24 protein-coding genes and 2 tRNA genes are annotated in these 23,045 nt (G+C 40.6%); 7 read left to right on the top strand and 19 right to left on the bottom strand.

The annotated features are described in order from the left end of the window. Positions 1-129: 129 nt before the first annotated feature. Positions 130-1,836, top strand: coding sequence for a patatin-like phospholipase family protein (locus tag EHQ70_RS03500; RefSeq protein WP_135583548.1), 1,707 nt, complete (start codon positions 130-132; stop codon positions 1,834-1,836). Here EHQ70_RS03500 and EHQ70_RS03505 read toward each other — a convergent pair. From EHQ70_RS03505 to EHQ70_RS03550, 10 genes are all read right to left on the bottom strand, one after another. Continuing rightward, complete coding sequence (locus EHQ70_RS03505) at positions 1,833-2,834, bottom strand: PLP-dependent cysteine synthase family protein (RefSeq protein WP_135583550.1); 1,002 nt, start codon at positions 2,832-2,834, stop codon at positions 1,833-1,835. The genes EHQ70_RS03500 and EHQ70_RS03505 overlap by 4 nt on opposite strands. Further along, complete coding sequence (locus EHQ70_RS03510) at positions 2,834-3,211, bottom strand: FKBP-type peptidyl-prolyl cis-trans isomerase (protein ID WP_135583552.1); 378 nt, start codon at positions 3,209-3,211, stop codon at positions 2,834-2,836. The genes EHQ70_RS03505 and EHQ70_RS03510 overlap by 1 nt, the downstream gene beginning before the upstream one ends. 7 nt (positions 3,212-3,218) lie before the next feature. Continuing rightward, complete coding sequence (leuD, locus tag EHQ70_RS03515; protein WP_135583554.1) at positions 3,219-3,845, bottom strand: 3-isopropylmalate dehydratase small subunit; 627 nt, start codon at positions 3,843-3,845, stop codon at positions 3,219-3,221. A 1-nt stretch (position 3,846) separates the two neighbouring features. Continuing rightward, a complete protein-coding gene (gene leuC, locus EHQ70_RS03520; RefSeq protein WP_135583556.1) occupies positions 3,847-5,241 on the bottom strand; it encodes a 3-isopropylmalate dehydratase large subunit in 1,395 nt (464 codons plus the stop codon). Between the two features lie 77 nt (positions 5,242-5,318). Further along, complete coding sequence (locus tag EHQ70_RS03525; protein WP_425270017.1) at positions 5,319-6,137, bottom strand: hypothetical protein; 819 nt, start codon at positions 6,135-6,137, stop codon at positions 5,319-5,321. 13 nt (positions 6,138-6,150) lie between these two features. Then, on the bottom strand, positions 6,151-7,608 hold the full coding sequence (locus EHQ70_RS03530; protein WP_135583560.1) for an FHA domain-containing protein: 1,458 nt from the start codon (positions 7,606-7,608) through the stop codon (positions 6,151-6,153). Then, entirely contained in the window at positions 7,568-8,323 is a 756-nt protein-coding gene (locus tag EHQ70_RS03535; protein ID WP_135583562.1) for an ATP-binding cassette domain-containing protein, read from the bottom strand. The genes EHQ70_RS03530 and EHQ70_RS03535 overlap by 41 nt, the downstream gene beginning before the upstream one ends. Next, a complete protein-coding gene (locus EHQ70_RS03540; protein WP_135583564.1) occupies positions 8,310-8,897 on the bottom strand; it encodes a D-sedoheptulose 7-phosphate isomerase in 588 nt (195 codons plus the stop codon). Before EHQ70_RS03540 ends, EHQ70_RS03535 begins: the two co-directional genes overlap by 14 nt. Next, positions 8,887-9,660 carry an LBBP_01157 family protein gene (locus tag EHQ70_RS03545; protein ID WP_135583566.1) on the bottom strand — a complete coding sequence of 258 codons (774 nt, stop codon included), beginning with the start codon at positions 9,658-9,660 and terminating at the stop codon, positions 8,887-8,889. Before EHQ70_RS03545 ends, EHQ70_RS03540 begins: the two co-directional genes overlap by 11 nt. Next, positions 9,647-10,468, bottom strand: a complete 822-nt coding sequence (locus EHQ70_RS03550) for a glycosyltransferase family 2 protein (RefSeq protein WP_135583568.1) — start codon at positions 10,466-10,468, stop codon at positions 9,647-9,649. Before EHQ70_RS03550 ends, EHQ70_RS03545 begins: the two co-directional genes overlap by 14 nt. 30 nt (positions 10,469-10,498) lie before the next feature. Here EHQ70_RS03550 and EHQ70_RS03555 point away from each other — a divergent pair, with 30 nt between their 5' ends. After that, positions 10,499-12,379, top strand: coding sequence for an O-antigen ligase family protein (locus EHQ70_RS03555; protein WP_135583570.1), 1,881 nt, complete (start codon positions 10,499-10,501; stop codon positions 12,377-12,379). Between the two features lie 421 nt (positions 12,380-12,800). On the opposite strand, the gene EHQ70_RS03560 is transcribed toward EHQ70_RS03555, so the two are convergent. After that, positions 12,801-12,884, bottom strand: a tRNA-Leu gene (locus tag EHQ70_RS03560). Positions 12,885-12,899: 15 nt separating this feature from the next. Continuing rightward, positions 12,900-12,970: transfer RNA gene (locus tag EHQ70_RS03565), tRNA-Cys, on the bottom strand. A 132-nt stretch (positions 12,971-13,102) separates the two neighbouring features. Between EHQ70_RS03565 and EHQ70_RS03570 the strand changes: the two genes are divergently transcribed. Beyond that, positions 13,103-13,516, top strand: a complete 414-nt coding sequence (locus EHQ70_RS03570; protein WP_135583572.1) for an LIMLP_04285 family protein — start codon at positions 13,103-13,105, stop codon at positions 13,514-13,516. A gap of 36 nt (positions 13,517-13,552) precedes the next feature. Here EHQ70_RS03570 and guaA read toward each other — a convergent pair whose 3' ends face one another. After that, on the bottom strand, positions 13,553-15,352 hold the full coding sequence (gene guaA, locus EHQ70_RS03575; protein WP_135583574.1) for a glutamine-hydrolyzing GMP synthase: 1,800 nt from the start codon (positions 15,350-15,352) through the stop codon (positions 13,553-13,555). Between the two features lie 42 nt (positions 15,353-15,394). On the opposite strand from guaA, the gene queF reads away from it, so the two are divergent. The 3 genes from queF to EHQ70_RS03590 are packed head-to-tail and all read left to right on the top strand — an operon-like array spanning position 15,395 to position 16,269. Beyond that, positions 15,395-15,796: a preQ(1) synthase gene (queF, locus tag EHQ70_RS03580; RefSeq protein WP_135583576.1), complete on the top strand. Its 402-nt coding sequence runs from the start codon at positions 15,395-15,397 to the stop codon at positions 15,794-15,796. Further along, complete coding sequence (locus tag EHQ70_RS03585; RefSeq protein WP_135583578.1) at positions 15,797-16,054, top strand: SemiSWEET transporter; 258 nt, start codon at positions 15,797-15,799, stop codon at positions 16,052-16,054. Beyond that, positions 16,051-16,269 carry a ferredoxin gene (locus EHQ70_RS03590; RefSeq protein WP_100719354.1) on the top strand — a complete coding sequence of 73 codons (219 nt, stop codon included), beginning with the start codon at positions 16,051-16,053 and terminating at the stop codon, positions 16,267-16,269. The genes EHQ70_RS03585 and EHQ70_RS03590 overlap by 4 nt, the downstream gene beginning before the upstream one ends. Before the next feature lie 9 nt (positions 16,270-16,278). Here EHQ70_RS03590 and EHQ70_RS03595 read toward each other — a convergent pair whose 3' ends face one another. Then, positions 16,279-17,163, bottom strand: coding sequence for a LysR family transcriptional regulator (locus EHQ70_RS03595; protein WP_135583580.1), 885 nt, complete (start codon positions 17,161-17,163; stop codon positions 16,279-16,281). Between the two features lie 138 nt (positions 17,164-17,301). Between EHQ70_RS03595 and EHQ70_RS03600 the strand changes: the two genes are divergently transcribed. Beyond that, on the top strand, positions 17,302-17,970 hold the full coding sequence (locus EHQ70_RS03600) for a type 1 glutamine amidotransferase domain-containing protein (protein WP_135583582.1): 669 nt from the start codon (positions 17,302-17,304) through the stop codon (positions 17,968-17,970). Positions 17,971-18,016: 46 nt separating this feature from the next. On the opposite strand, the gene EHQ70_RS03605 is transcribed toward EHQ70_RS03600, so the two are convergent. The 5 genes from EHQ70_RS03605 to EHQ70_RS03625 form a co-directional block, all read right to left on the bottom strand. Then, a complete protein-coding gene (locus EHQ70_RS03605; protein WP_135583583.1) occupies positions 18,017-19,474 on the bottom strand; it encodes an alkaline phosphatase family protein in 1,458 nt (485 codons plus the stop codon). Between the two features lie 22 nt (positions 19,475-19,496). After that, on the bottom strand, positions 19,497-20,522 hold the full coding sequence (fliM, locus tag EHQ70_RS03610) for a flagellar motor switch protein FliM (RefSeq protein ID WP_002974265.1): 1,026 nt from the start codon (positions 20,520-20,522) through the stop codon (positions 19,497-19,499). Then, complete coding sequence (locus tag EHQ70_RS03615; RefSeq protein WP_135583585.1) at positions 20,519-21,505, bottom strand: hypothetical protein; 987 nt, start codon at positions 21,503-21,505, stop codon at positions 20,519-20,521. The genes fliM and EHQ70_RS03615 overlap by 4 nt, the downstream gene beginning before the upstream one ends. 61 nt (positions 21,506-21,566) lie before the next feature. Further along, positions 21,567-22,166: a hypothetical protein gene (locus tag EHQ70_RS03620; protein WP_135583587.1), complete on the bottom strand. Its 600-nt coding sequence runs from the start codon at positions 22,164-22,166 to the stop codon at positions 21,567-21,569. After that, on the bottom strand, positions 22,163-23,044 hold the full coding sequence (locus EHQ70_RS03625) for a peptidylprolyl isomerase (protein ID WP_135583589.1): 882 nt from the start codon (positions 23,042-23,044) through the stop codon (positions 22,163-22,165). The genes EHQ70_RS03620 and EHQ70_RS03625 overlap by 4 nt, the downstream gene beginning before the upstream one ends. Position 23,045: the final 1 nt, after the last annotated feature.

Below are 23,045 nucleotides of genomic sequence, written 5' to 3' on the forward strand. Positions count from 1 at the left end.
ATAGACTCCTGTTTGCTAAACATACAATTACTACTTAACAAACAAGTAGTCAATGAAATTTTTTAGATTTGGACAAAAAACGAAATTCTCTCTTTTTCCCATCTGAAACACTGGTGGAAAAGGTCCCTTATGAAAGATTTAGAAGGAAAAATCCACCTTGTATCCAGTTTGCCCCTATTCCGAAGTTTGTCTCGGAAGGAAAAGGTTTGGGTGGCCGAATCGGTCCATATCGTAGAATCAGAAAGGGAAGAAACCCTATTCACGGCAGGAGACTCGGATAGAAGTTTATATCTAATTCTTTCGGGCGGAATCAAATTGTTCCTTCCTAAAAAAGGAGAGGGCAAGCGAGAAGAAGAAGTCCAATACCTCAAAAAAGGGGAGTATTTTGGAATCCAATCCCTACTCACTGGAGAAAAACATAGCCATACGGCTGTTACAGTTTCCGAATCTAGATTCCTTGTTCTTTCCCAATCGGGATTCCAAAAATTAATCCAAAAAATTCCTTATTTATCTCTTACATTTTCTAAAATGCTCACCAAGTCACTCCGGGGAGAACTTTTAGGTGGGAGAGAATACTTTCGTAACTCTGTGGTTTGTTTGGTGCATTCCGATCCAATTGCGAGAGAAACTTTGGCCAAAGAACTTGTAAGTTCCATAGAAGAAGAATCCGGAAAAAAATCTGTAATTTTACATTTTGGACCAAATGGGCAAACCGAGAATCCTTATTTAAAATCGTATAAGTTTAAGGATTCGGACCGTATCAAAGAAACCCTTGGCAAACATTATGCCAGCCATTCTTTTATTTTTTTGGAAGTGTTTCCAGAAACAGATGAAGAACTCAAACGTCTGTTAATTGACGAAGCTGACCATATAGAAAACTATATTTCTTTGAATCAAAAAATCAATCTTTGTGATTCCATCACAAGTGAATCCAAAGAAAATGAAATTCTTTACCATGAAACCAATATCAGGGATTTAATCGAACATGGGAAATGGGAAATCCATATCAGACGAAAGGCAAGAGAACTTTCTGGAGTCCAAATTGGTGTAGCTCTCGGTGGTGGTGCTGCCCTTGGCCTTGCGCAGGTTGGAATCATGAAGGTGATGGAAGAGGAAGGTTTTGTTCCCGATATGATTGCAGGAACTAGTATTGGCGCTGTCATTGGCGCCTTCTGGGCGAGTGGTCTTGGATACAAAGGGATCTTACCTCTCCTTGCGGAAATTGATAGTATCTTCAAAATGTTCAAACTGGTGGATTTATCCTTTCCGGGACAAGGGCTTTTGCATGGCAAACATGTCCGTTCCCTCCTTGAAAAGTATTTGGGAGATTTATATTTTGAAGACCTTCCGATCAAACTGAGACTCATTAGTTGTGATATCTCAACGAGACAAGAAATTGTTCTTTCCGAAGGAAAGGTTTTGGATGCGGTGATGTCTAGTATTTCGATCCCGGGAGTTTTTGTTCCCCAACCTCAAGAGAATGGAAAAACTTATGTGGACGGAGGGATTGTCAACCCCCTTCCCGTTTCTGCCCTAAGTCATGAAGGTGTTGGGAAAATCATCGCCATCAATTCCATGCCGAGTTCCAAAGATGAAATGAAAACAAACAAACTTTTGAATTTGAATGTATTGGACATCATTGTGAATAGTTTGTATTCTTTGCAATACCGGATTGGAAAGTACAGTGCGCAAGAAGCAGATGTTTATTTAAACCCCATCCTTCCTAACTCCAATTGGTTTGAATTTTGGCGGAGTGCTGAATTCATTCAACTCGGGGAAACCGTTGTCAAAAGTTCCCTCGAGGAAATCAAACAGTTGTTTAGCGAAAAAAACTAATCCCTATCGGGAGAAAGGATCACTATGTTAAATGGATTTCTTTCGTTCCTTTCCGATTCGGGAAGGGACTCAGAAAACCTAAGTGCACCAGTGATCACAGTTCCTGTTGTGAGGCCGGCAAAAATTCCTTCTTTTTCATAAAGGTCAGCTTGCAGGTGTAAGGCTTCGTCTGGGTTTACATGGAAGTAGCGATCAATCAGTTTGGGATCATAAACTGCAGGAAGTACAATCCTTTCTCTTTCTTTTGGATTGTCTGTTTTACCATATTCCATGAAAGGTGAGTTTGGTTTTCCTGCAATGATGACTTTCACACGTCGGTCTTGGGATTTTAAATACCTCCCAATTCCTGTGATGGCACCACCAGATCCAGGAGCAGAAATCACGGCCCCCACTTTGCCTTGCAAATCTCTCCAGATTTCAGGCCCAGTGGTTTTGAAATGAAAATTAGGATTTGCTGGATTGGAGGCTTCATCAGGAATCCAACCGCCAATTTTTTTGGCTTTCTCTTCCGCTAGATCGTACAAACGACCAAGGTCTCCTTCATTGGTGACAGTGACCTCAGCGCCATAACTTCGAAGCAACTGAATTCTTTCCGAACTTGTGTGTAGAGGGACCAGGCAATAAACAGGATACCCCTTTACCTTTCCAATCCAAGTGAAACTAACAGAAGAAGAACCAGCACCAACAAGCACCACACTCATTCCTTTTTTTAGTTTCCCTCTCCTTTCCGCATCGATGTACATAGCAATCGCAGTACGATCTTTGGCGGAACCAGTCGGATTTAAAAATTCGGCTTTGAGATAAAACTGAACTCCAGAATATTCCGATCCAATTCGATTCAAACGAATGAGTGGAGTGTTTCCAATGAGCTGGAGGATATTGTCCTGAATGGGTTTGGCAACGGAAAGTTCCTTTCCAAAGATACCTTGTACATTGTTAAGCGCCTGAAGTAGGCTATTGCCTAGGTCATCGATGCCTTTGGAAATTGGATCTATCATTATTTTACTTTAATCAATTCCACATCAAAGACCAGTGTTGAATTTGCAGGGATCGGGCCGATGGCGCGAGCACCATATCCAAATTGTGGAGGGATGGTGAGTTTTCGTTTTCCACCTTCTTTCATTCCTACAATTCCTCGTTCCCAGCCTTGGATGACTTGTCCTTGGCCTAATTGAAAACTAAAAGGTTCACCGCGATCTACAGAAGAATCAAAAACTTTTCCGTTGGTTAACTTTCCTGTATAATGAACCACAACAGTAGTTCCACGAATAGCTTCTCTACCTAACCCTTGTTTGGTGTCTTGAATGAGAAGTTCGTCCGCGAAAAGACTGCCTGTTAAAAATAAAAATCCGAGTAAAATTGAAAACCGTTTCATAGAGCGATTATACTGTTTTCGCATACAACCAGGGAACTTCTTTTTGGTTCTTTTCCTCAAATTTTTGAATAAAATCGGCCTTTTGGAGGGTGAGTCCGATATCATCAAGACCATTGAGGAGGCAATGTTTGCGAAAAGCATCCACTTCAAATGGGTATTTTTTTCCCTCTTCAGTGATCACCACTTGGTTTTCCAAATCGATTTCCAAGTTAGCACCCGGTTTTTTATCGATGGTTTGGAAAATTTCTTCTACCTGGTTTTCTGGTAGAACAATGGGTAACATTCCATTTTTAAAACAGTTATTATAAAAAATATCTGCATAAGACGGCGAAATGATGGAACGAAATCCATAATCTTCTAAGGCCCAAGGAGCATGTTCTCTGGACGATCCACAACCAAAGTTATCTCTTGTCACTAGGATATTGGAACCTTTGTATCTTTCTGCATTGAGAACAAATTCAGGATTTGGTTTTTTGCCAGCGTCATCCAAAAATCTCCAGTCATGGAATAGATGTTGCCCAAACCCTGATCTTTCAATTTTACGAAGGAATTGTTTAGGAATGATTTGGTCAGTGTCTACGTTTGCTTTATCTAAAAGAGCCGCGATGCCTTTTAATTTTGTAAATGCTTTCATCTTATTTCCACTCCCGAATGTCTACGAAATGTCCTTCGACTGCTACAGCCGCTGCCATTGCAGGGCCAACCAAATGTGTTCTTCCACCCTTTCCTTGTCTTCCTTCAAAGTTTCTGTTGGAAGTAGAGGCACAACGATCCCCAGGAGAAAGAACGTCATCGTTCATTGCAAGGCACATGGAACAACCAGGGTTTCTCCATTGAAAGCCGGCATCTAAAAAGATTTTATCAAGTCCTTCCGATTCCGCTTGTCGTTTCACACGACCAGAACCAGGAACAATGATGGCTTCTACTTCTTTGCTAACTTTTTTTCCTTTGACAGTGTCTGCAACAACACGTAAGTCTTCGATACGAGAGTTGGTGCAAGAACCAATAAATACTTTATTTACTTTGACATCCGAAAGTTTTTGACCAGGTTTTAAATCCATATAAGCAAGAGCAGACTCTGCAGATTTTTTCTGAACTGGATCTGTAAAATCCGTTGGAGCCGGAACGGTTGCTGTCACAGGAATCACTTGGCCAGGGGATGTTCCCCAAGAAACCATTGGTGCAATATCAGCAGCATTCAAAACTACTGTTTTATCAAACTGAGCCCCTGCATCGCTCGCATAAGCTTTCCATTTAGCAGCTGCTACATCAAAAGCCTCACCTTTCGGAGCAAAGTCTCTTCCTTTGATATAATTGATAGTTGTATCATCTGGAGAAATGAGTCCGGCCCGCGCACCAGCTTCAATGGCCATATTACAGATGGTCATACGACCTTCCATACTAAGGGAACGAATGGCCTCACCGGTAAACTCAATCACATATCCAGTGGCTCCATCGGTTCCAATTTTACCAATGATGGCAAGAACGATGTCTTTTGCAGAAACAAGGGGAGATAATTTTCCATCCACTCGGATCTCTAAAGTTTTTGGTTTCTTTTGGACGAGAGTTTGAGTCGCAAGAACATGTTCCACTTCCGATGTTCCAATTCCAAAAGCAAGTGCTCCAAAAGCTCCATGAGTGGCAGTGTGTGAATCCCCACAAACAATTGTCATACCAGGATGGGTGAGCCCAAGTTCAGGGGCGACCACGTGGACAATCCCATTGTCAGGATGGTTGATATCAAATAATGTAATTCCGTTTTCTTTGCAGTTGTCCATCAGAGTTTGCATTTGCAAAACAGAGATAGGATCTACTGATTTCCAATCGCGAGTTCTAGTGGATACGTTGTGGTCCATTGTTGCAAAAGTAGCATCAGGGCGACGCACCTTTCGGTTGGTTAATTTTAAACTCTCAAAAGCCTGTGGGCTTGTCACCTCATGGACTAGGTGTCTATCGATATAGATGAGGCAGGTTCCATCATCCTCGTGAACCAAATGGTCGTTCCAAATCTTTTCAAACATGGTTTTCATAACTAGACTCCCTCACTTCCAGTCATAACTCGGACATGGGGTGGTGTGTCCAGGGAATTTGAAAAAATAGGAAAGTTCTAAGGGGTCTGGACTGTGGCTCCGTCTACATAAGTTCCTGAAATTCCCGAACAGTGAGCAGCTGCAGTCCCTGCCCCTCCCGTCAGTGGAGCGGTATAAACACTGATGATATAACCAACGCTGGACTGGGTGACCTTACAGGAACCCACGACACTCGTTTCCGTACATTTAGACGCCTGTTTGGTTCCTGTAAGGCAACTTGTGAGATATCCGTAATAATTTTGACAGACACCACCACCCACAGCACAGGCAAATTTAAAGGTCTTAATCGAACCCCCGTTCAAAAGATCCGAAAGGTCTGAATCTGAAACGTTTTGTACAGGTGTTCCATCGGTAAGCACTGTCAACGGATTTGCAGAGGCACTTTCCTTTTGGTAAAGATAAATTAAATAACTTCCAGCCTTGGAAAAGGTAATCACAGTTGCTGGTGAATCGACTTTGGTATATTCTGTGCCCTCTTTTGCAAGCACTGCTACGGAAAGATCCAAAGGACAACTTGTGGAAACATAAACAGAAAGTTTCGCATAACGAGAAAGTACAACTCGTGTTCCAATTTGAGCCCCTGCAATTTGCATCACTCCATAATAAGTATCTCCTGCAAGAGAAAGCGATACAGATTGAGACGTAGTTGTGATCCCGGTATACCCGGCTTTGATTTGAGTTCCAAGACCTGCCACCGTACAACCGTCAGCTCCAGATTCCTTCGCTAAAAGCAGAGAGGATGCAGCATTATTTTTAGAAGTCTCACCAGAACATCCAAAACAGAATAGAAGAAAGGTTAGATTCACTATTAGAAAAAAAGAATTTAATTGGATCATCTGGAACATCACTCTACCTTCCTCTAAACGATAGGATTGTTTTTCCTATTTGGATTTCGTCCAAATTATGGAGAACTTTGGGACGCAGTAATTTTCTACCGTTTAAGTATACCCCGGTTTCAGAGACACAATCAAACAATATATACTTTCCTTTTCTATTTTTTATCTTTGCATGGAGGCTTGCCACAGAGGGATCCATCAATACCAGGTGATTGGATTCTGAGTTTCCTATCGTCACTTCATCAAACTGCAACTGGAATTGATCCGAATTTTGATTTCCATCCCTTCTAATCAGAACCGCATAGGAATAAGATGTTCCCATTAGAGGGATTTTTTCCGCAATGGCAGAAGCAATTTCACGATCCCGTGCTGCCTTTTCCATTGTCTCCCCATACATTCTATCATAAACTTGAAGTTCTTCTTTTCGTTCGAAAGATTCTGGTTCGGGAGGAGCAGTAGTTAATATTCCTTCCTCCTTTTCTTCGTAACCTCTTAAATAATATAAGGCCGCCAAACAAAGGAAAATGAGGAATAAACTGACTGGGAAAAAGAATAAAGGATCGGATAATTTTAAATATAAAGATTTAAAAAAGGAAAGTTCATAATCGAATTCAAACCGAATCCCCTGGTCTACGGAAACGAATCCACTCGATATAGAACTTGTTTTCCATCTGGAAAGGTTCCAAGGAGAAACATATACTAATTCGTAATCAGAATTTCCGAGCGCACGTAAATAGGAAAAAAGATTCGAATAACTATCTGCTTTTGCGATTGGGTAATGGCTTCCGTTCGCATAACTTGCTAACTTCGTTGCTTCCAAAGAACTAGGAGCAAGGACGATCAGTTGGAGATTTTTGTCCCGAATTCGTTTAGCAAGTTCAGGGATCTCAAAACGGTCCTGCCATTCGGGAGAAAAACTTACGAATATAAGAATGTGATCTTCTGTAGATAAATTTTTAGGAATTCCTTCCAGGAAATTCTCCCAGGTTCGAATGGGGTAAACGGGAGCCGGCTCTTTTGGAAAAGGAAAAGAGATATCCAAAACATTCGATCGAATTCTTTCAAAGGAATGTTTGTTCTCATCTGATTGGATTTGTAATTTAGAAGTCCCACCTGATTGTTCCGAGATCTTAACCAATTGGTTTGCCAATTGGATGATCCAACGTCGGTCTTCTGCGTTTGTATAACTAGGAATGGATATGTATAAGTGGATGGGGTTCTTTGTTTCGGTTTGTTCCAATCTAAAAGATTCAGTGAGCCGAACGACCGAATTCATTTCTTCGGAAAGAACAAATCCTTGGGGAGTCACATTTGTATTGGAATGGAATCGAACTTTAACTTCTGGGTAGGTCCTTACATCTACAGACCTAAGTTTAAACCCAGGTTCTGCAAAAAGAAGTGTCGGTAAAAAAAGACAAAGGAAAAACCCATTACTGAAAGAGAAGAGAAGCTTCCTTAAGTTGTTTTCCATATTCTGTTTTTGGCTCCAGGTTTTGGTTTAGAACCGAAATGGTTTCTATGACTTCCCCTTGTTTCATTATCGTAACTTGGGAGGCCAGACTTTCGACGATCCGAAGCTCGTGTGTAATAAAAACAACTGACATCCCCATTTTTGCAAGGTTTTGGATGGTTTCCAAGACAATTTTTTCAGAAAATGCATCGAGGCCAGTGGTGGGTTCATCCAAAATCAAAATTTCAGGACTTCGTAAAAAAGCGAGGGAAAGTAGAATTCTCTGTTTCTCCCCACCGGAAAGAGATCTTGCATACGCCTTCCAGTGATTTCTGGGAATAGATAACTTGTCCCAAATGGAAAGCAAAGATTCATAAGGAAAAGAACTTAGTCCTGAGAGTTTGAAAAAATCTTTAATTTGTGAATCCATTCTGCGAAAAGGATGGAAGGCCGAATTCGGATTTTGAGGCACCATAAATAATTTAGAGTGAAATGAAGTCGAAAGAACATCTTCGCCTAACACAATAAAGGAATCGTATTGAAGCCGGCAACCTTGAGGAACCATTCCAAAAAGGGAAAATCCTAGAGTGGATTTTCCTGATCCTGATTCTCCAATGATCCCGTAAATGATTCCTCTCGGAATTTCTAAAGAAATTCCCTTCCAAATCTTTTGCCCATCCTTTGTTTCGATGGTTGCATTTTTGATTTGGACAACAGGAAGGTCAGTCGAGCCCAAAGAGTTCCTTTTCAATGATGCTACAAAGGATATGGCCAATCAAAATATGACATTCTTGGATTCTAGCTGTGATTTTGGAAGGGACAATGATTTCCACGTCACCCTTACCCTTTAGTTTTCCCCCATCACCACCCAAAAACAAAACAACCTTCATTCCAATTTTCCGAGCTTCTTCTACCGCCAAAACAATGTTTTGCGAATTTCCAGAAGTGGTTAGGCCCACAAAAACATCCGACGGTTTTCCAAACGCTTGGACTTGTCTTTGGAATACATATTCATAACCATAATCATTGGAACAAGCAGTAAGAACTGCCTGGTCACTGTTGAGGGCAAGGGCAGGAATGGCTTTTCTTTCATTGCCTGATTTGTAACGAACCACAAGTTCCGCTGCGATATGAGAAGCATCACAACTAGAACCTCCATTTCCACAAAAGTATAACAATCCATTTTGTTTCAGTGATTCCACGAGAAGTTTTCCAGCTTTTTCAATCGAAGGCAAAAGAACAGGAAGTAACTGCTGTTTGACAGCGATAGAATCTTCTATTTGTGATTGGATGAGTGATTTATGATCCATGTTTTAATTCCTTTTCTCTTCTTTCTTTTATGGTATTGACAGCATTGCCAAATTCAACAAGAGCAGACCCAAATCCAAATAAGTTTTTGGCTTTGGAATAAGGGTTATTCTGATCTGTATTTCCAAGATTTAGATAAAATAATTCGTCTCGAACAAGATTCTTTTGTCTTTCCGTTGCCACGGATTCAAAAAAGTCCCGGCATTCCTCTCCAATGGCAAGCATCGCCAGTGCCATCGAATTGGGTTTCATTTGTAGGACTAGTTGTTCTTTCCAAAATCGTTCAAAGGATAAAACAACTCTCCAGTCTTCCCGAGGAGCATCACTGTCCAAAAATAAATCTGTTTTGGGAACTGAAAGAGCTTGTAACAATCCCTCCACACCAGAGAGATCTTTCGTTAGACTTTTGTTTAATTCCCCTTCATCCACAAACAAAACGCCGGCCCACTTATCTTCTTTATTTTTATATAAGTGATTACCTGTTACGAGAATCAAAGAGTAGTCTACCCCTTCCGCTCGAAACAATTTGTCGTTTGTTTTTGTTAAGCGAAATTTCGGTGATTCTAAAACGGTACCCGTTGCAATTTGTTTGGTGCGAAGTTTTTTCTTCCAATTTTCAATGGCTACGGCCCATTCCATGGGGAATGATTTTGGTTCCTTTTTTCTTTTGGATGGATCCTGTTCTTCTAATTTTCCACTGGATCGAAAAAGGTTCAAAAACCGGCCAAAGAAACCTTTCTTAGATGTTTTTTTAGTTTTTGCCATATTCTTTTCTAATATTGGACGGTCTTTCGATCTGTTTTCGGTCTAGTTCATACAATTTTGCATATTTCAGAAAGGTTGAAAAAGAAGAAGCTATGGCAATCCAAAGCCCAGGGATTCCATCCAAGAACCCAAACTTAAAAATATAAATTTCGATAAATTTTCCGAAGGGTTTGAAAATAGTTTTGAAGAGAGAAAACCTTTCTCCTTTCGCATAACGAGTGTAAGCAACAATACTAGAGAACTGATTGATGGTTGTGATTTGATGACTAAAATCAGTAAAACTATAATGAAGGATATCTCCCTTCATGACTTTCCCAGAAGAACCAGGTTTTAATTCGATATAGTCATGTGGGTTTTCACCGACCCAAGTCGCAGCATTTTTCAGGAAAAGACGAAATCTACGTAGCGGATACCAACCACTATAACGAATCCACCGACCCAAATGGTATGTGAGTCTTGCAATTTTAAACCCATCGGCAGAAACTGACTCTGATTCTAAAAACAATTCAATAGACTGGATCAGGGTTTTATTCGCACGTTCATCTGCATCAAGCGAGAGAATCCAATCATTGGAACAAAAACCAATTGCTTTGTTCTTTTGTTCCACATGGCCCGGGAATGGAGATTCATAGAATTTTACTTTGGGAAAGGAAGTTGCAATTTCTTTAGTACGATCAGTACTCAATGAATCCAAAACAATGATTTCATCGGCAACTGACAGAACGGATTGGATACAATCCCCGATATTTTTTTCTTCATTGAAGGTGATGATGGCCACCGACAATTTTCTTTTTCTCTTGCCTTCCATAGGAGTTAAAACCTATTCTGAGAACCAAATATGATTGGGAAAGAAACATTTCATAAGATTTCTGTCGTTTTTCTATACCTTTTTTTTGCACTCTCTCCCTTTTCGATTAGTCTTTGCCAGATTTTTGCCGGAGCCTCCCTTTTCTTTTTATTTTTGGACAAAATGATAAAACGAAAATATCCAGATTTGGAATCACAAATCCTTTTTTGGATCCTTCTCTATGTAAGTTTTCTCGTCACACCGATTCTACATTGGAACGAAACCAATTGGAAACTAACTATCTTAAAATCTGAGTTTGGTGATGTCTGGATGGGATTTTTGTTACTACACCATTCGAGTTTATCCACTTACGAAAAAACAAAACTGAAAAAAGCAGTTCTGTTTGGTGCTGTGTTTCTCATCTTATCCGGCTTGGTATCATTACTTTCCCCCTACAGACTTGCTCCATTTGTGATGGATGGATTTCAATATACCGAAGGAAGACGACTGCCTCACCTACTCGCCATTTTTATGGGAAAACTCCCTCTTTATTTACCGATTGGTTTCCAAAGTACTCACCTAACTTATGGGGGATTACTTGCCCTTTATCTTCCCTCTGTTTTAGAAAGGTCTTCTCGTATTTTCAAAATATATAAACAAACTTCAAAATTTCGTTTTGTTCTCATTGGATTTATCATTTTGTCTTTGGTTGGTCTCGTTTTACTTTTTCTCAACCAAAGTCGTTCCATTTGGTTTGGGCTCTTATTTGGAATCTTCTTAATTTCCTTTCAGAAAAGGATTTCTATCAAAAAATACTTACCGACTCTGGGTTTGGGAGTTTTGGCAGTTGCCGGCATCCTCTATTTGGTTTACCAAAACAACTGGCTTTTCCAAAGAGCAATCGATGATTTATTCGCTAAACGTTCGTTAGAGAACCAACGGATATGGATTCATAAAATGAATTTTGCAATTTTAAAAGATTCTTATTTTCTGGGGATTGGATCAGGAAATTATACAAATGAGTTTGTCACACAAGCGAAAGGATTAGTAAATCATCTACCTGAATTGTATTATGATTTGTTTATCACACCCAAGTCACATGCCCATTTTGACTTTCTACATTTTTGGATTTTGGGAGGGTTTCTCTCTGGTTTTTCTTTCCTATATTTTTTATATATAGAAACAAAACTCATTCTAAATACAGGCAAACATACAGTTTTCTTTTTAGGTTTTTTTGCCATTATATTTGCAGGTAGTTTCCAATGTTTTCTGTTAGATGATGAAGTCTTGTTTCCTTTTTTGGGGATTTTATGTTTACTCCCTTCCTTCAAAAGAAAAAAAATCATTCAAGATTCTTTAGCAGATAAAAATCAGATCAAAATTTTTGGAATGATTCTTTTTTGGATTCTACTTTCCTGTTTGGGAGCTTTCTATTTAACAAAAACTCCAGATAAAGATCTTTTTTTACACCGAACTCGCACAGAACATAACTTCCCCGACTCGCAAGCACAATCGTCAATCAATGGAAAATTACTGGTCGCTTTGCCAGAAGGAACCAAGGAACGATACTTCAAACTCGCAGGATGTTTGGATCATAATTCTAACTTTAATGAAACGCACCAAGTCAGAGAGACACCGATTCTCTTCCAAATCCATTGGGAAGAGAATCAAAAAGGAAATCTACCAGATACTCTGACTCTAGAAATTCGGAAACGAGAAAGCTTCGACCAAGACAAAGAATACAAAGTCCAATCAGAACGAATTGTAAAAATAGAAAGTTATCCCAATACAAAGCAGATCCAAAAGATCCAAGTCCATCCTAAGGAATATTTGGGAAAGGGATTAGAGTTTATTGATTTTGGATTTAAGTATACTTGGATGGGAGAAAAACCGGTTTTGCCTAGAATTGAGATTTCGGGAAACTGTGAATGATAGGGGGAAGAGGTCGCTAGGATGAAGAGGTGCTTGAATTAAGTTTGGTTTGATTAGGAACGTCCTGAGGGAATCGCTTCGATCTTCGGCCTTCCTGGCCTTTCGATCTAAAGCCCGTCTTGCTCATAACCTCAGGCTTCCTGCCTTCGGAAAAACGTTTACGCTCCTTCCACCCTTGGCCTCACGCCCAACTTTGCCTTCGACTTCGATAAAGCCTTCGCAGGGTCGCTAGGAGTAAGAGATGTTGATTTTAGTCTTGTTTGATTTGGAATGTCCGCGGGAATCGCTTCGATCTTCGGCCTTCCTGGCCTTTCGATCTCAGCCCGTCTTGCTCGTCACCTCAGGCTTCCTGCCTTCGGAAAAAACGTTTACGCTCCCTATGGGTCGCTACGTTTTTTTGGACTCGCAATCGTTCGATTTATACCTGGAGCGGGAATCGAACCCGCACGGGATTACTCCCACAGGATTTTAAGTCCTGTGTGTCTACCAATTCCACCATCCAGGCGAATCAATCGTGAAAAGGCGTCGGCCGGATTCGAACCGGCGGTCAAGCTTTTGCAGAGCCATGCCTTACCACTTGGCCACGACGCCAATCGTGACTTTGGATAGGCTAAAATAGGAAGGCCTGGTGTCAAATGGAAACTGAATTCACTTTTCATCGGATTGTAACATTTCTCTAAAAAATCAAATTGCCTATGTTTTTCAAAAGGATGGGCTGTAAATATGAACCTAAAGACCTTTCTCACGGTATCCATTCTATCGATTGTCTCTCTAAATTCTTATGCGGACACGGTGAAAGTGAAAGCAACCAAAGAGGTGTTGGAAAACGTAAAAACATCCTCTCCGACCGCCAATTATGTTTTGGTAGAATCAAAAGATGGCACCAAACAAGCGTTTAAGAAAACTGCTGTAGATGTTGTTTCTCTTCCTGTAGAATGGGAAGCTCCAAAAAAGGAAGAAAACCCTGGATTTTTTGGTTCCTTATTTGCTTCTAAAGATACCAAAGAAGAAACAAATACAGAATCGAAAAATCCTGAAGAACCAAAAGAAAACCCAGAAAACCAAAGTTTTTTCAAAAGAAAACTTCCTGAACTTGCAATGGGTGGAATGGCCCTTCTTTGGATTTTACTACCGTAATTTCTTTTCCAAACTTATTTTTAGAAATATCCTAACTTATTCCCACTCTATCGTTCCTGGTGGTTTGTGGGTAAGATCATACAACACCAGAGAAATTTGCGGCAAAACTAACAATTCTTTGGTGATACGTTCCAGTATCTTTCTATCCATCTCATAAAAATTAGCAGTCATTGCTTCGGTTGATTCCACTGGGCGTAACACTACCCCATAAGAATTTGCGCGTAAACCCACAGGAACAAGGACCACTGGCATTTGCCAGATGGAAGTGTGAATGGATTCCTCATAGAGAATTCTGTTTACGATTGAATCAGCCTCTCTTAAGATATCCGAGTGTTCTTTATCTAAAGTCAGTTTGGTATAATGAAAAGCTCCAGAGAAAGTTTGAATCCCCGGGGCAAAAACCACACGATTGATTTCCTTTTTGAAATTGGTGATCTCAACGGCGCACTCGTCCAATTCCTTCCAGTTGGTAGTAAAATCATTTAACACGGCACAGTGGGCATAACTTCTTTGGTCCCCTTGCACTCCGACAGAAAGAATTGGTAAAATTTTGACTTCTGCCTTTTTCTGAGAAAGACCCAAATCAGAAAAATCGAGCACTGGTGGTTTGGTCTCTGGGCTCGCAATCATTCTTACCACAAGGCCAGGCCCTGGGAATGGATGCCTTTCAATCCAACGTTCTGGAAGGCCAAGAAGCCTTCCGAGTTCCCTCACTTCATCTTTGTACAAATCAGCGATGGGCTCAATGATTTTCCCTTCTTGGATGAGTTTTTCAATTTGAGGGACGCGGTTGTGATGGGTTTTGATTTTATGAGAATGTTTGGTTCCCCCAGATTCGATGGTGTCTGGATAGATGGTGCCTTGGCCAAGAAGCCAATGTTCCGAATCCAAACCCAGGGAATCTGTGGCTTTACTTTGTGCTTCTAAAAAGAGATCACCAACGATCCGGCGTTTTTTTTCTGGTTCAAATTCTGATTCTAAGTGATTGTAAAAGATTTTGCTTTCATCCCAAATGGTGAGATCAAAACCAACTTGGTGCAGGTTGTCCATAAGATCTTTCACTTCATTTTTACGCATAAACCCCGTGTCGACAAGGAGTCCTTTGACACGGTCTTTCCCAAGAGCTTTTGCTAGAAGTAGATAAGCAACAGAAGAATCCACACCACCTGACACGAGTAAAAACACATTTTTACCTGGCGGAACTTTCTTTTGTAACTCAGAGATTTGTTCTTCCAGAAACTGAGATATACTCCAACTTGCACCTGCATTACAAAGATTCACAAAGTTACGAAGTAATACTTCCCCTTCTTCGGAATGAGTGACTTCTGGATGGAATTGGATCCCAAATTGTTTTTTAGACTCATTAGAAACGAACGCATAACAACAATTATCCGAAGAAGCAACGATTTTAAAACCTTCGGGCATCCGAACCACTTCATCACCGTGACTCATCCAAACTTTTGTCTTAGGCGAAAGGGATTTAGAAAGTAAGGAATCTGGATTTTGAATTTCTAAAATAGCAGGGCCATATTCTTTTGAATTGGAAGAAACAACCTCACCACCGAGGGCCTTCATTAAAAGTTGGTGGCCATAACAGATTCCGAGAATGGGAACAGAAGTTTTAAAAAATCCATCTGGCAGAAGTGGTGCACCCTTTTCGTAAACACTACTTGGGCCACCTGATAGAATGATTCCAGCATAGGACTCATAGACAGACAAAGGTTCTTCGTTGGAGAGAATTTCTGTATAGGCACCAAGCCTACGAATTCGGGATGCGATGAGGTGAGCGTATTGACCGCCGAAATCGACGACTGCAATTTTTTTATCACTTTTCATGGGATGATTCCAAAATAATTTTGCAATTGTCGGGGTAAACAAATGTCGGAAAAAAAATCAGAATCTTCTTACGAGGACAAACAAGACCATATCCCGTCCTGGAAAACCCCGGAAATCGAGTGGTTTGCCAATGTTTATGCCGGAAAAGAATACAATATCGAATTCACCATCCCTGAATTCACGGCCGTCTGTCCAAAAACTGGTCTCCCTGACTTTGGTTCTATATTTATCGAATACATCCCTAGGGAACGCTGCGTAGAACTCAAATCGCTGAAAGAATACATGATGTCCTATCGAAATGTGGGAATTTTCCATGAAAATGTTGTGAACAAAATCCTAGAAGACTTTGTTCAAGCTGTGGACCCTCTATATGTAAAAGTGGTGGGAGATTACAATGTTCGCGGTGGAGTCAAAACCATTGTGAAACGAGAGTTCAAAGCCTAAATGGAAAACCTGATTGGCTACATTGCTGCCTTTTTAACGACTGTATCTTTTCTTCCGCAAGTGTTACGCGTTGTTATGACCAAACAAACCCGAGACATCAGCCGCAATATGTACATCATGTTTTTTATCGGTGTACTTTTATGGTTTGTGTATGGAGTTTTAAAGTCTGATTTTCCTATCATTCTCGCAAATGCGGTAACCATATTTTTTGTATCGATCATTTTATATTATAAACTCAAAACAGAGGAAGAAACATGAGAAAAGCTTATGTAGACAAAGACAATTGTACTTCTTGTAACCAATGTGCTGATAATATGCCGAAATACTTTATGATGGATGAGGATGATGTTTCTCAAACCCATATCGGAGGAGAGTCAATCAATGATGCGATGATCCCAGACGAAGACGAAAAAAAAGTGCAAAAGGAAATGGATGAATGCCCAGGGGAATGTATCCACTGGAAAAAACATTAGTCGAAACGTTTAAACATTCATCCAATCTTTCAGTTTTGGGAATTTTTCTTCTAAATAATCGACGTCTTCTTCTCGACTGACAAGATACAATTGGTTCTCAAAACTCCGACAATCCTTTTCATTTGTATACAAAGGAGATTTTTTCCCAAGTAGATACGTAGGCAAAACGGAAACACCGCTCCCGAGTTCCAACGCAGTCTTGATATCATGAAGGTTTGGTAAAACAGAATACTCTTTTAATTTCGGTCGAGAATCAAAATTCACCTTCCAGAACCTGCGAACAATTGCGAAGTCTTCGCTATACACAAACCAATGTTGGTTTTCCATCCAAGTTTTGATCATTTCGATTTTGGGTTTGGTTTGTCCACGGAATGGGAAATTGGCATCCGAACTGATGGATTTTGATGCTACAAAAACAAATTTTTCTCTGTATAATTCTTCTAATAAAATTCCAGGAACATTTAACTTTTGATTGGTGATAACTAAATCGATTTCCTTTTTTTCCAAAGAATCCAAAAGTTCAGGAGGATGACCGTACAGGACGTGAAATCTTTCTCCCAATGCAGAAAGATTTGGCAAAATTTTTTCTAAAAAAATCTCCTTGGCTGAACCAATTTTTAGCCTACGAATATTTTCTTTCGGTTTCAGTTGCCCTTCCATCCTTTCCAATTCTTCGATTGGGCCTGCTATCTGAACATACAACCGTTTGGCGGCGTCAGTGGGAATTAAGTCTCGAGAAGTGCGGCGAAATAAAACTTCTTTTCTATGCCTTTCCAGGGATTGTAAATGCAAACTAAGTGCCGGTTGGGAAAGCCCAAGGATTTTTCCTGCTTTGGTTAAATTCCTCTCGCGATAGATAAGGTAAAAACTTTGGTACAATTCGATCGGATTCATTATGGATATTATTTTTTTAATACCTTATTATAAACACCATCATTATTCTAATGACTCGTTTCTCTTGTCTAAAAAATCAGGTAGGAAAAAATTTTCCTACCACAGATATTTAGAATCTGCAAACAAAGCGAGGATCCAATGAAAAAAGTATTATTTGTATTAACAAGCCACGGAGAAAAAGGAAACGCCGGTTCCACTGGTTACCATTTGGGAGAAGTAGCTCACCCATGGAAGGTCTTACACGATGCCGGTGTGGAAATGGATTTGGTCAGTCCGAAAGGGGGCGAACCTCCTGTAGATGGATTTGATTTGGAAGATATGGCCAACAAAGAATTTTGGAACCATCCAGTTTACCAAACAAAACGCATCCATACCAAGTCCCCAAAAGAAATTAAGGCAAGTGACTACTCAGCCATTTATTTTGCCGGCGGGCACGGAACCATGTGGGATTTTCCGGACAACGCGGAACTCCAAGACCTCACAAGATCAATCTATGAATCAGGTGGGATTGTGGGAGCTGTTTGTCACGGTCCCTCGGCACTTGTCAATGTCACTTTGTCCAATGGTTCCAAACTGATTGCGGGAAAACGAGTGAATGGATTTTCCAACGAAGAAGAAGAGATTGTGAAACTAGAAGGAGTGGTTCCCTTTCTTTTGGAAGACAAACTGATTGCTGCCGGTGGTAAGTATTCCAAATCAGCACCTTGGAACTCACATGTGGAAGTGGATGAAAGGCTTGTGACAGGACAAAATCCGCAATCAGCAAAGGCTGTGGGTGAGGCCATTCTTAGTTTATTAAAAAAATAAGAAGAACCCTTTCATCTAAACCGATTCAAATCGAATCGATTTTGGATCAAGGCTTTGTGTGCAAGGGCGGCACACGAGGCCCATTGGTTTTCTTTTCTTTAAAACCTAACATATCTTTTACGATTCTAAATACATCTTTTACCGATTGGAACTGGTGTTTTTTTCCCGTTGGATCATATACAAATCCAATGGTTTTCATCTCAGGGTTTGCATTCCAATACCCATGTCCGTGGACCTTTGTTTGGGACTTGGTAAACACTTCCCCTTTTCTGGTTCCACTAAAAAACATAGTTTGCGAAGTCCGTAAAAGACCCAAGGCGCTAGGATGGATTTTCTTTTGCAGATTACGATTCTCTTGGTCATCTGAGGTTTGGTTTATTCCTTCACCTAACATAATACTAGTGAAAGGAACCCACTCAGCTCCTGGACAGGCCGCTAGAATTTCAGAAACAAGGGATTGAATTTCCGAGTCAGTAAATTTTGCATTCGCACCTGGCAAAAGGATGGCTGTTCCACCGGAACTTTTAAAGGTGAGCTGAAAAGTTCCCTCTTCATCCCGAATGTACCCTTTTTGTTTTAAAACCACATTCGGTGCACAAACAAGATCGGCAGATTGAAACCCGTGATCAGAAACAATCACTAGTCCCGGACCTTTGGGTGCAAATGCTCCCACGGACTGTAAAAATTCAAAAATGACTTTGTCCAATTCCAAAAGTCGGGAAAGGGCTTTTTCTGATCCTGGGCCAAACCCATGGTGGTTGGTATCCAAATCCGTAGTGTAAACAAACATCAGATCCGGTTTTTTATTTTGAAAGAGCCAAGTGGCTGTTTTTAATTTCACTTCATCTTTTGAAACGTCGTTTAACGGAGTTCCTACGGCAAGTTCAGCATCTTTGTGAAGATCCTTGGTGGAAAGCACTCGAAGGAGTTTGTCATCCTCTGGGATTTTTTTTCTCCAATATTGGGGAAGATTCCAATCAATGCCCGCCCCCACAGTCACAGGCCAAAATACGTTAGCCGTAGTTTTGTGATTCTCTTTTGCCAAATCCCAGAGTGTTTGACTTGAGATATCTTCCGCATACCACATCCATCCCCCATCATTTTTTTCAAAAGGATCAGATAAGGTATTGTTGTAGATTCCATGTTCTGCGGGATCTTTTCCCGTCACCATAGAGGTATGTGCTGGATACGTTACCGAAGGATTGACGGTAACAATTTCAGAAACTCCATACTTCTGGAAGATTTCGCTTAGATGTGGGAAATAAACATGGTATTTGGGATCAGATAAATAATAAGCAGGAAATCCATCAATAGATAAAACAATGGTTTGGCGAATCTTGGAGGATTGTCTCGCATGTTTTTCCGAAGTTTTTTTGGTTTTGGCATCAATAGAAACACTAAAAATGAGAAATGCCAAAATCCCGAAAGCGGAGATGATACGAGTCACTACTTGAAAAGAAGTAAAAACCTTTAAGAATAATACAAATTGTATAATTTTTCGCATAAACACTGTTTAGCGAAAAACCTTAATATTCTTGTTCCGATCTCGTAGATCCAAGGAGTTCGTCTGGAATGTCCTCAATGCTATCCCCAATTTGGATGGCAAGGCGGTTCCCTACACGACCCGGTGTGGCCTTAAACTTACTGCGATCCCCTACTTTTACCATAAGGTCGGTTTTGATCGGAGTATTTTCTAATTTGATCACATCCCCCACATGTAAGTTCATAAGGTCATTGAGAGAGATGTCCACACTTCCCACTTCGGAAATCAGAGGAATTTTGACTTGGTCGAGTCGCTCTTGGATGACGGCTCGGTTTTCATCCACTTCCCCTTTACGAATCGAGGAATACCAATACTGTGCTGAAAGTTTATTAATAATGGGTTCAATGGTGATGTAGGGAATACAAAGGTTGGTCATCCCTTCTACTTCACCCACTTTGGTTTCCAGGGTAATTAATACCACCATGTCATTGGGTGGAACCACTTGGGCAAACTGTGGGTTTGTTTCAATGTTTCCAAGTCTTGGACGTAAATCAATTACAGTAGACCAGGACTCTCGTAAGTTTCCAAGAATCCTAACAATGATCCCTTCCATTACAGACAACTCAATATCAGAAAGTTCCCTGTTGACTTTGGAAGATTCACCCTTACCACCGAACAGACGATCGATGATGGTGAAGGAAATGGACGGGTCAATTTCTAAAATGGCAGACCCGCGGAGTGGATCCATATTGATCACAGCAAGAGTGGTTGGGTTCGGAATGGAACGAATGAATTCTTCGTAGGTTAACTGGTCTACCGAAGCCACGTGCACCACAACCAGGGCTCGAAGCTGAGCCGATAAACCGGTGGTTGCCAAACGGGCAAAGGTCTCGTGCATCATCTGCAAGGTACGAATTTGGTCTTTTGAAAATTTATCCGGACGTTTGAAGTCGTAGATTTTGACTTTCTTTTGTTCCCCAACCGATGAGTATTCATCCTCAGATACTTCGCCTGAGGAGATGGCATTTAACAGGGCATCAATTTCGTCTTGGGAAAGGATTTCCGTCATTTTTTTACCTTTACGAGTAAGTTTTTAATCTGCCAAAATCCAACTCGGCTTCCTTCTTCTTGTCGCAAGGTGTATATATATTCGTACCTTGTTTTGAACCGACCCATCATTCTTTCTACATAGACCTGGACTCTCGCATCCCGTTTGGAAGGATAGTCCACATTCATCACTTTAAAGTATTTTAAAACTCCGGAGGGTGTCTCCGTCAAATACTCTTTGAAATCTTCTATGATTGTTTCGCGTTCCCCAAGACCAGCTTCTGTATAGGCACTGCTGTAACGATCATAAGCTAAAATATATTCCGAAAAATCGATCCACTTAAAATGGTATTCCCAATGTTTTTTCATCTCGGCACCGAGAAAGAGGAAGATGGTTTCTTCTGGAGAAAGTCCTCCGTTTTCCGTGATTTGGCGAGTGACCGTTTCTTTTCTCTCTGCTTTGGAATTTTGAAAAAGAAATCCTACTGTATTTCCAGAACGTAAGAAAGCCGATTTATCTTCTGTATAATTGGGATAAAAATAACCGGTCACATAGAATTTTTGATCTGGCAAAAAACTATAATGTTCATCCAGATAGATGGTTTTGGAAAAAGACTCATTGCGGTGGAGGCTGATTTCTTTATTCTCATCTCCCACCAAATTCACGATGGTTGTCCTACGTTTCAGGATAGGATCTGGAAATTCTGGATCTTCTATAGGTGTGAGGATGCGATCATTCTCGTCTTTCACAATGATTTGAAAAGAGTAACGATAATCAAAGGAAGGAAAAATGCGAACGACTTCCTTTCCTGTATTGGTCACAGTGAAGGTAAGCGGAACTCTTTCTCCGGCTTGGTAACTCCGCTTTGTTAAGGAAAGGCTGATTTTTGACTGGAGGGAGACAAAATTATCAATTCGTTCTCCCCTGGCATCTCTGTCAGGAAATGCATAGAGGGAATCTACCAATAGAATTCCTAAAATCATGAAATTTCGGAGAGACCGCATACAGTTTAAGATTTCGGCAGAACCTTAAATTTCCGAAAGAATTTTTAGGACATAAAACCGGTTATCCGGCCCCCATTTTAGCTTCTTCCAAAATATAATCGGCGATACGGATGAGCCTTGTCGTGACTCCCACTAGTTTTTTGTATTGGTAGTAGTTTTCCCTTTGTTTGTCCAAATGTGGTTCCACGAGGGCTACCGTTTTTGAGGAAACCTTGAGGTTTTTGATCTCGTTTTCAGTAACCCCATATAGGTTGGCTTCGGAAACAAAACGGTTCAGTTCCTTTACCAAACTTTCGTCGGTGAGGTCTTGGATTTCAAAAACCTTTTCGATTTTTAAGATAAAGTCGGTTAACGTTCGTTTGATTTTTGATTCTTCTTCCGTCGGGCGGCGTTTGGAAGTGACCTGGTTTAAGGATTCGTATCTTTCGAGGGCTGTTTCATACAGTTGGCTCATTTTTGATTTTTGACCCAAAATGAAACTGATAAAACTGAGAAGTCCAACGAAGGTATCGGGATAACGATTGATTCCCCCGATCTCATCAAGTGCATTCGCAAATCCTTCTTCATTATGAGGGATGGTCATAATGAACTTTAACACCGGTTCCACGGAAGAACCCGATGTGTATTTTTGAATGACTTCGATTCCTTCTAAGTAGTTCATTGGCGTTTGTCGATGATGACAACCTTACGGATTGTCGTCTGTAGATTTCCTTTTTCAATGATTCGGTCAAGCACATCATATCCAGTAATTAAAAATCCAAAAACTGTATGAAGGCCATCCAAATGCGGAGTGTCCACTTGGTTGATAAAAAACTGTGACCCGTTCGTATTGGGTCCTGCATTCGCCATAGCCAAGGATCCACGAAGGGCTTTTTTGCTGGGAAGGGCTTCATTGTAACGGTAACCCACTCGGTGTAATACTTCCAAAACGGGTAATTCCATAGCTTCTTGGTAAGCTTTTTCTACTTCAGTTCGTTTTTCTTCAAACTCAGCTCTCGATTGGATTTTGAATTCGGTGAGTACGGCACGTTGTAGTTGGGATTGGTATTGAGGTGCATCTTTGATTTTGAGTTTGTCGAGACCCAGTGCTTTTCCATTGATTTCATCTTCTGTTTGGTATCCAGGACCACCAGTTCCGTCACCTCTAGGGCATCCACCTTGTGCCATAAAGTTTTCAATCACTCTATGGAATTTTAACCCATCGTAAAAAGGACGTCTTTCGGAACCTTTGTCGGTTTTGAATTCTTTTTCACCTTGGGCCAAATCGATAAAGTTCTGAACGGTTTTAGGCGCAGCTGCATCATAAAGTTCTAAAACCAAATCACCAGCAGTGGTGGAGAACACAGCGTAAATGGCAGGTTTCTCCGGCAACTTTACCGTAGTCACATCTTGGCGTTTGACAATGACTTTGGAAGGAGAATAGGATACAGGTTCATAAGTGATTTTTTTGAAGGTTTGATCACTGCAGAAAATGGTTTGGGAAAGAGCCAAAAAGAGAAAGGCAAAAAATGGGACTTTGTTTGGTACAATGGATTTCATA

The sequence above is a fragment of the Leptospira congkakensis genome (assembly GCF_004770265.1).
In the GTDB taxonomy this organism is placed as follows: Bacteria; Spirochaetota; Leptospiria; order Leptospirales; family Leptospiraceae; genus Leptospira_A; species Leptospira_A congkakensis.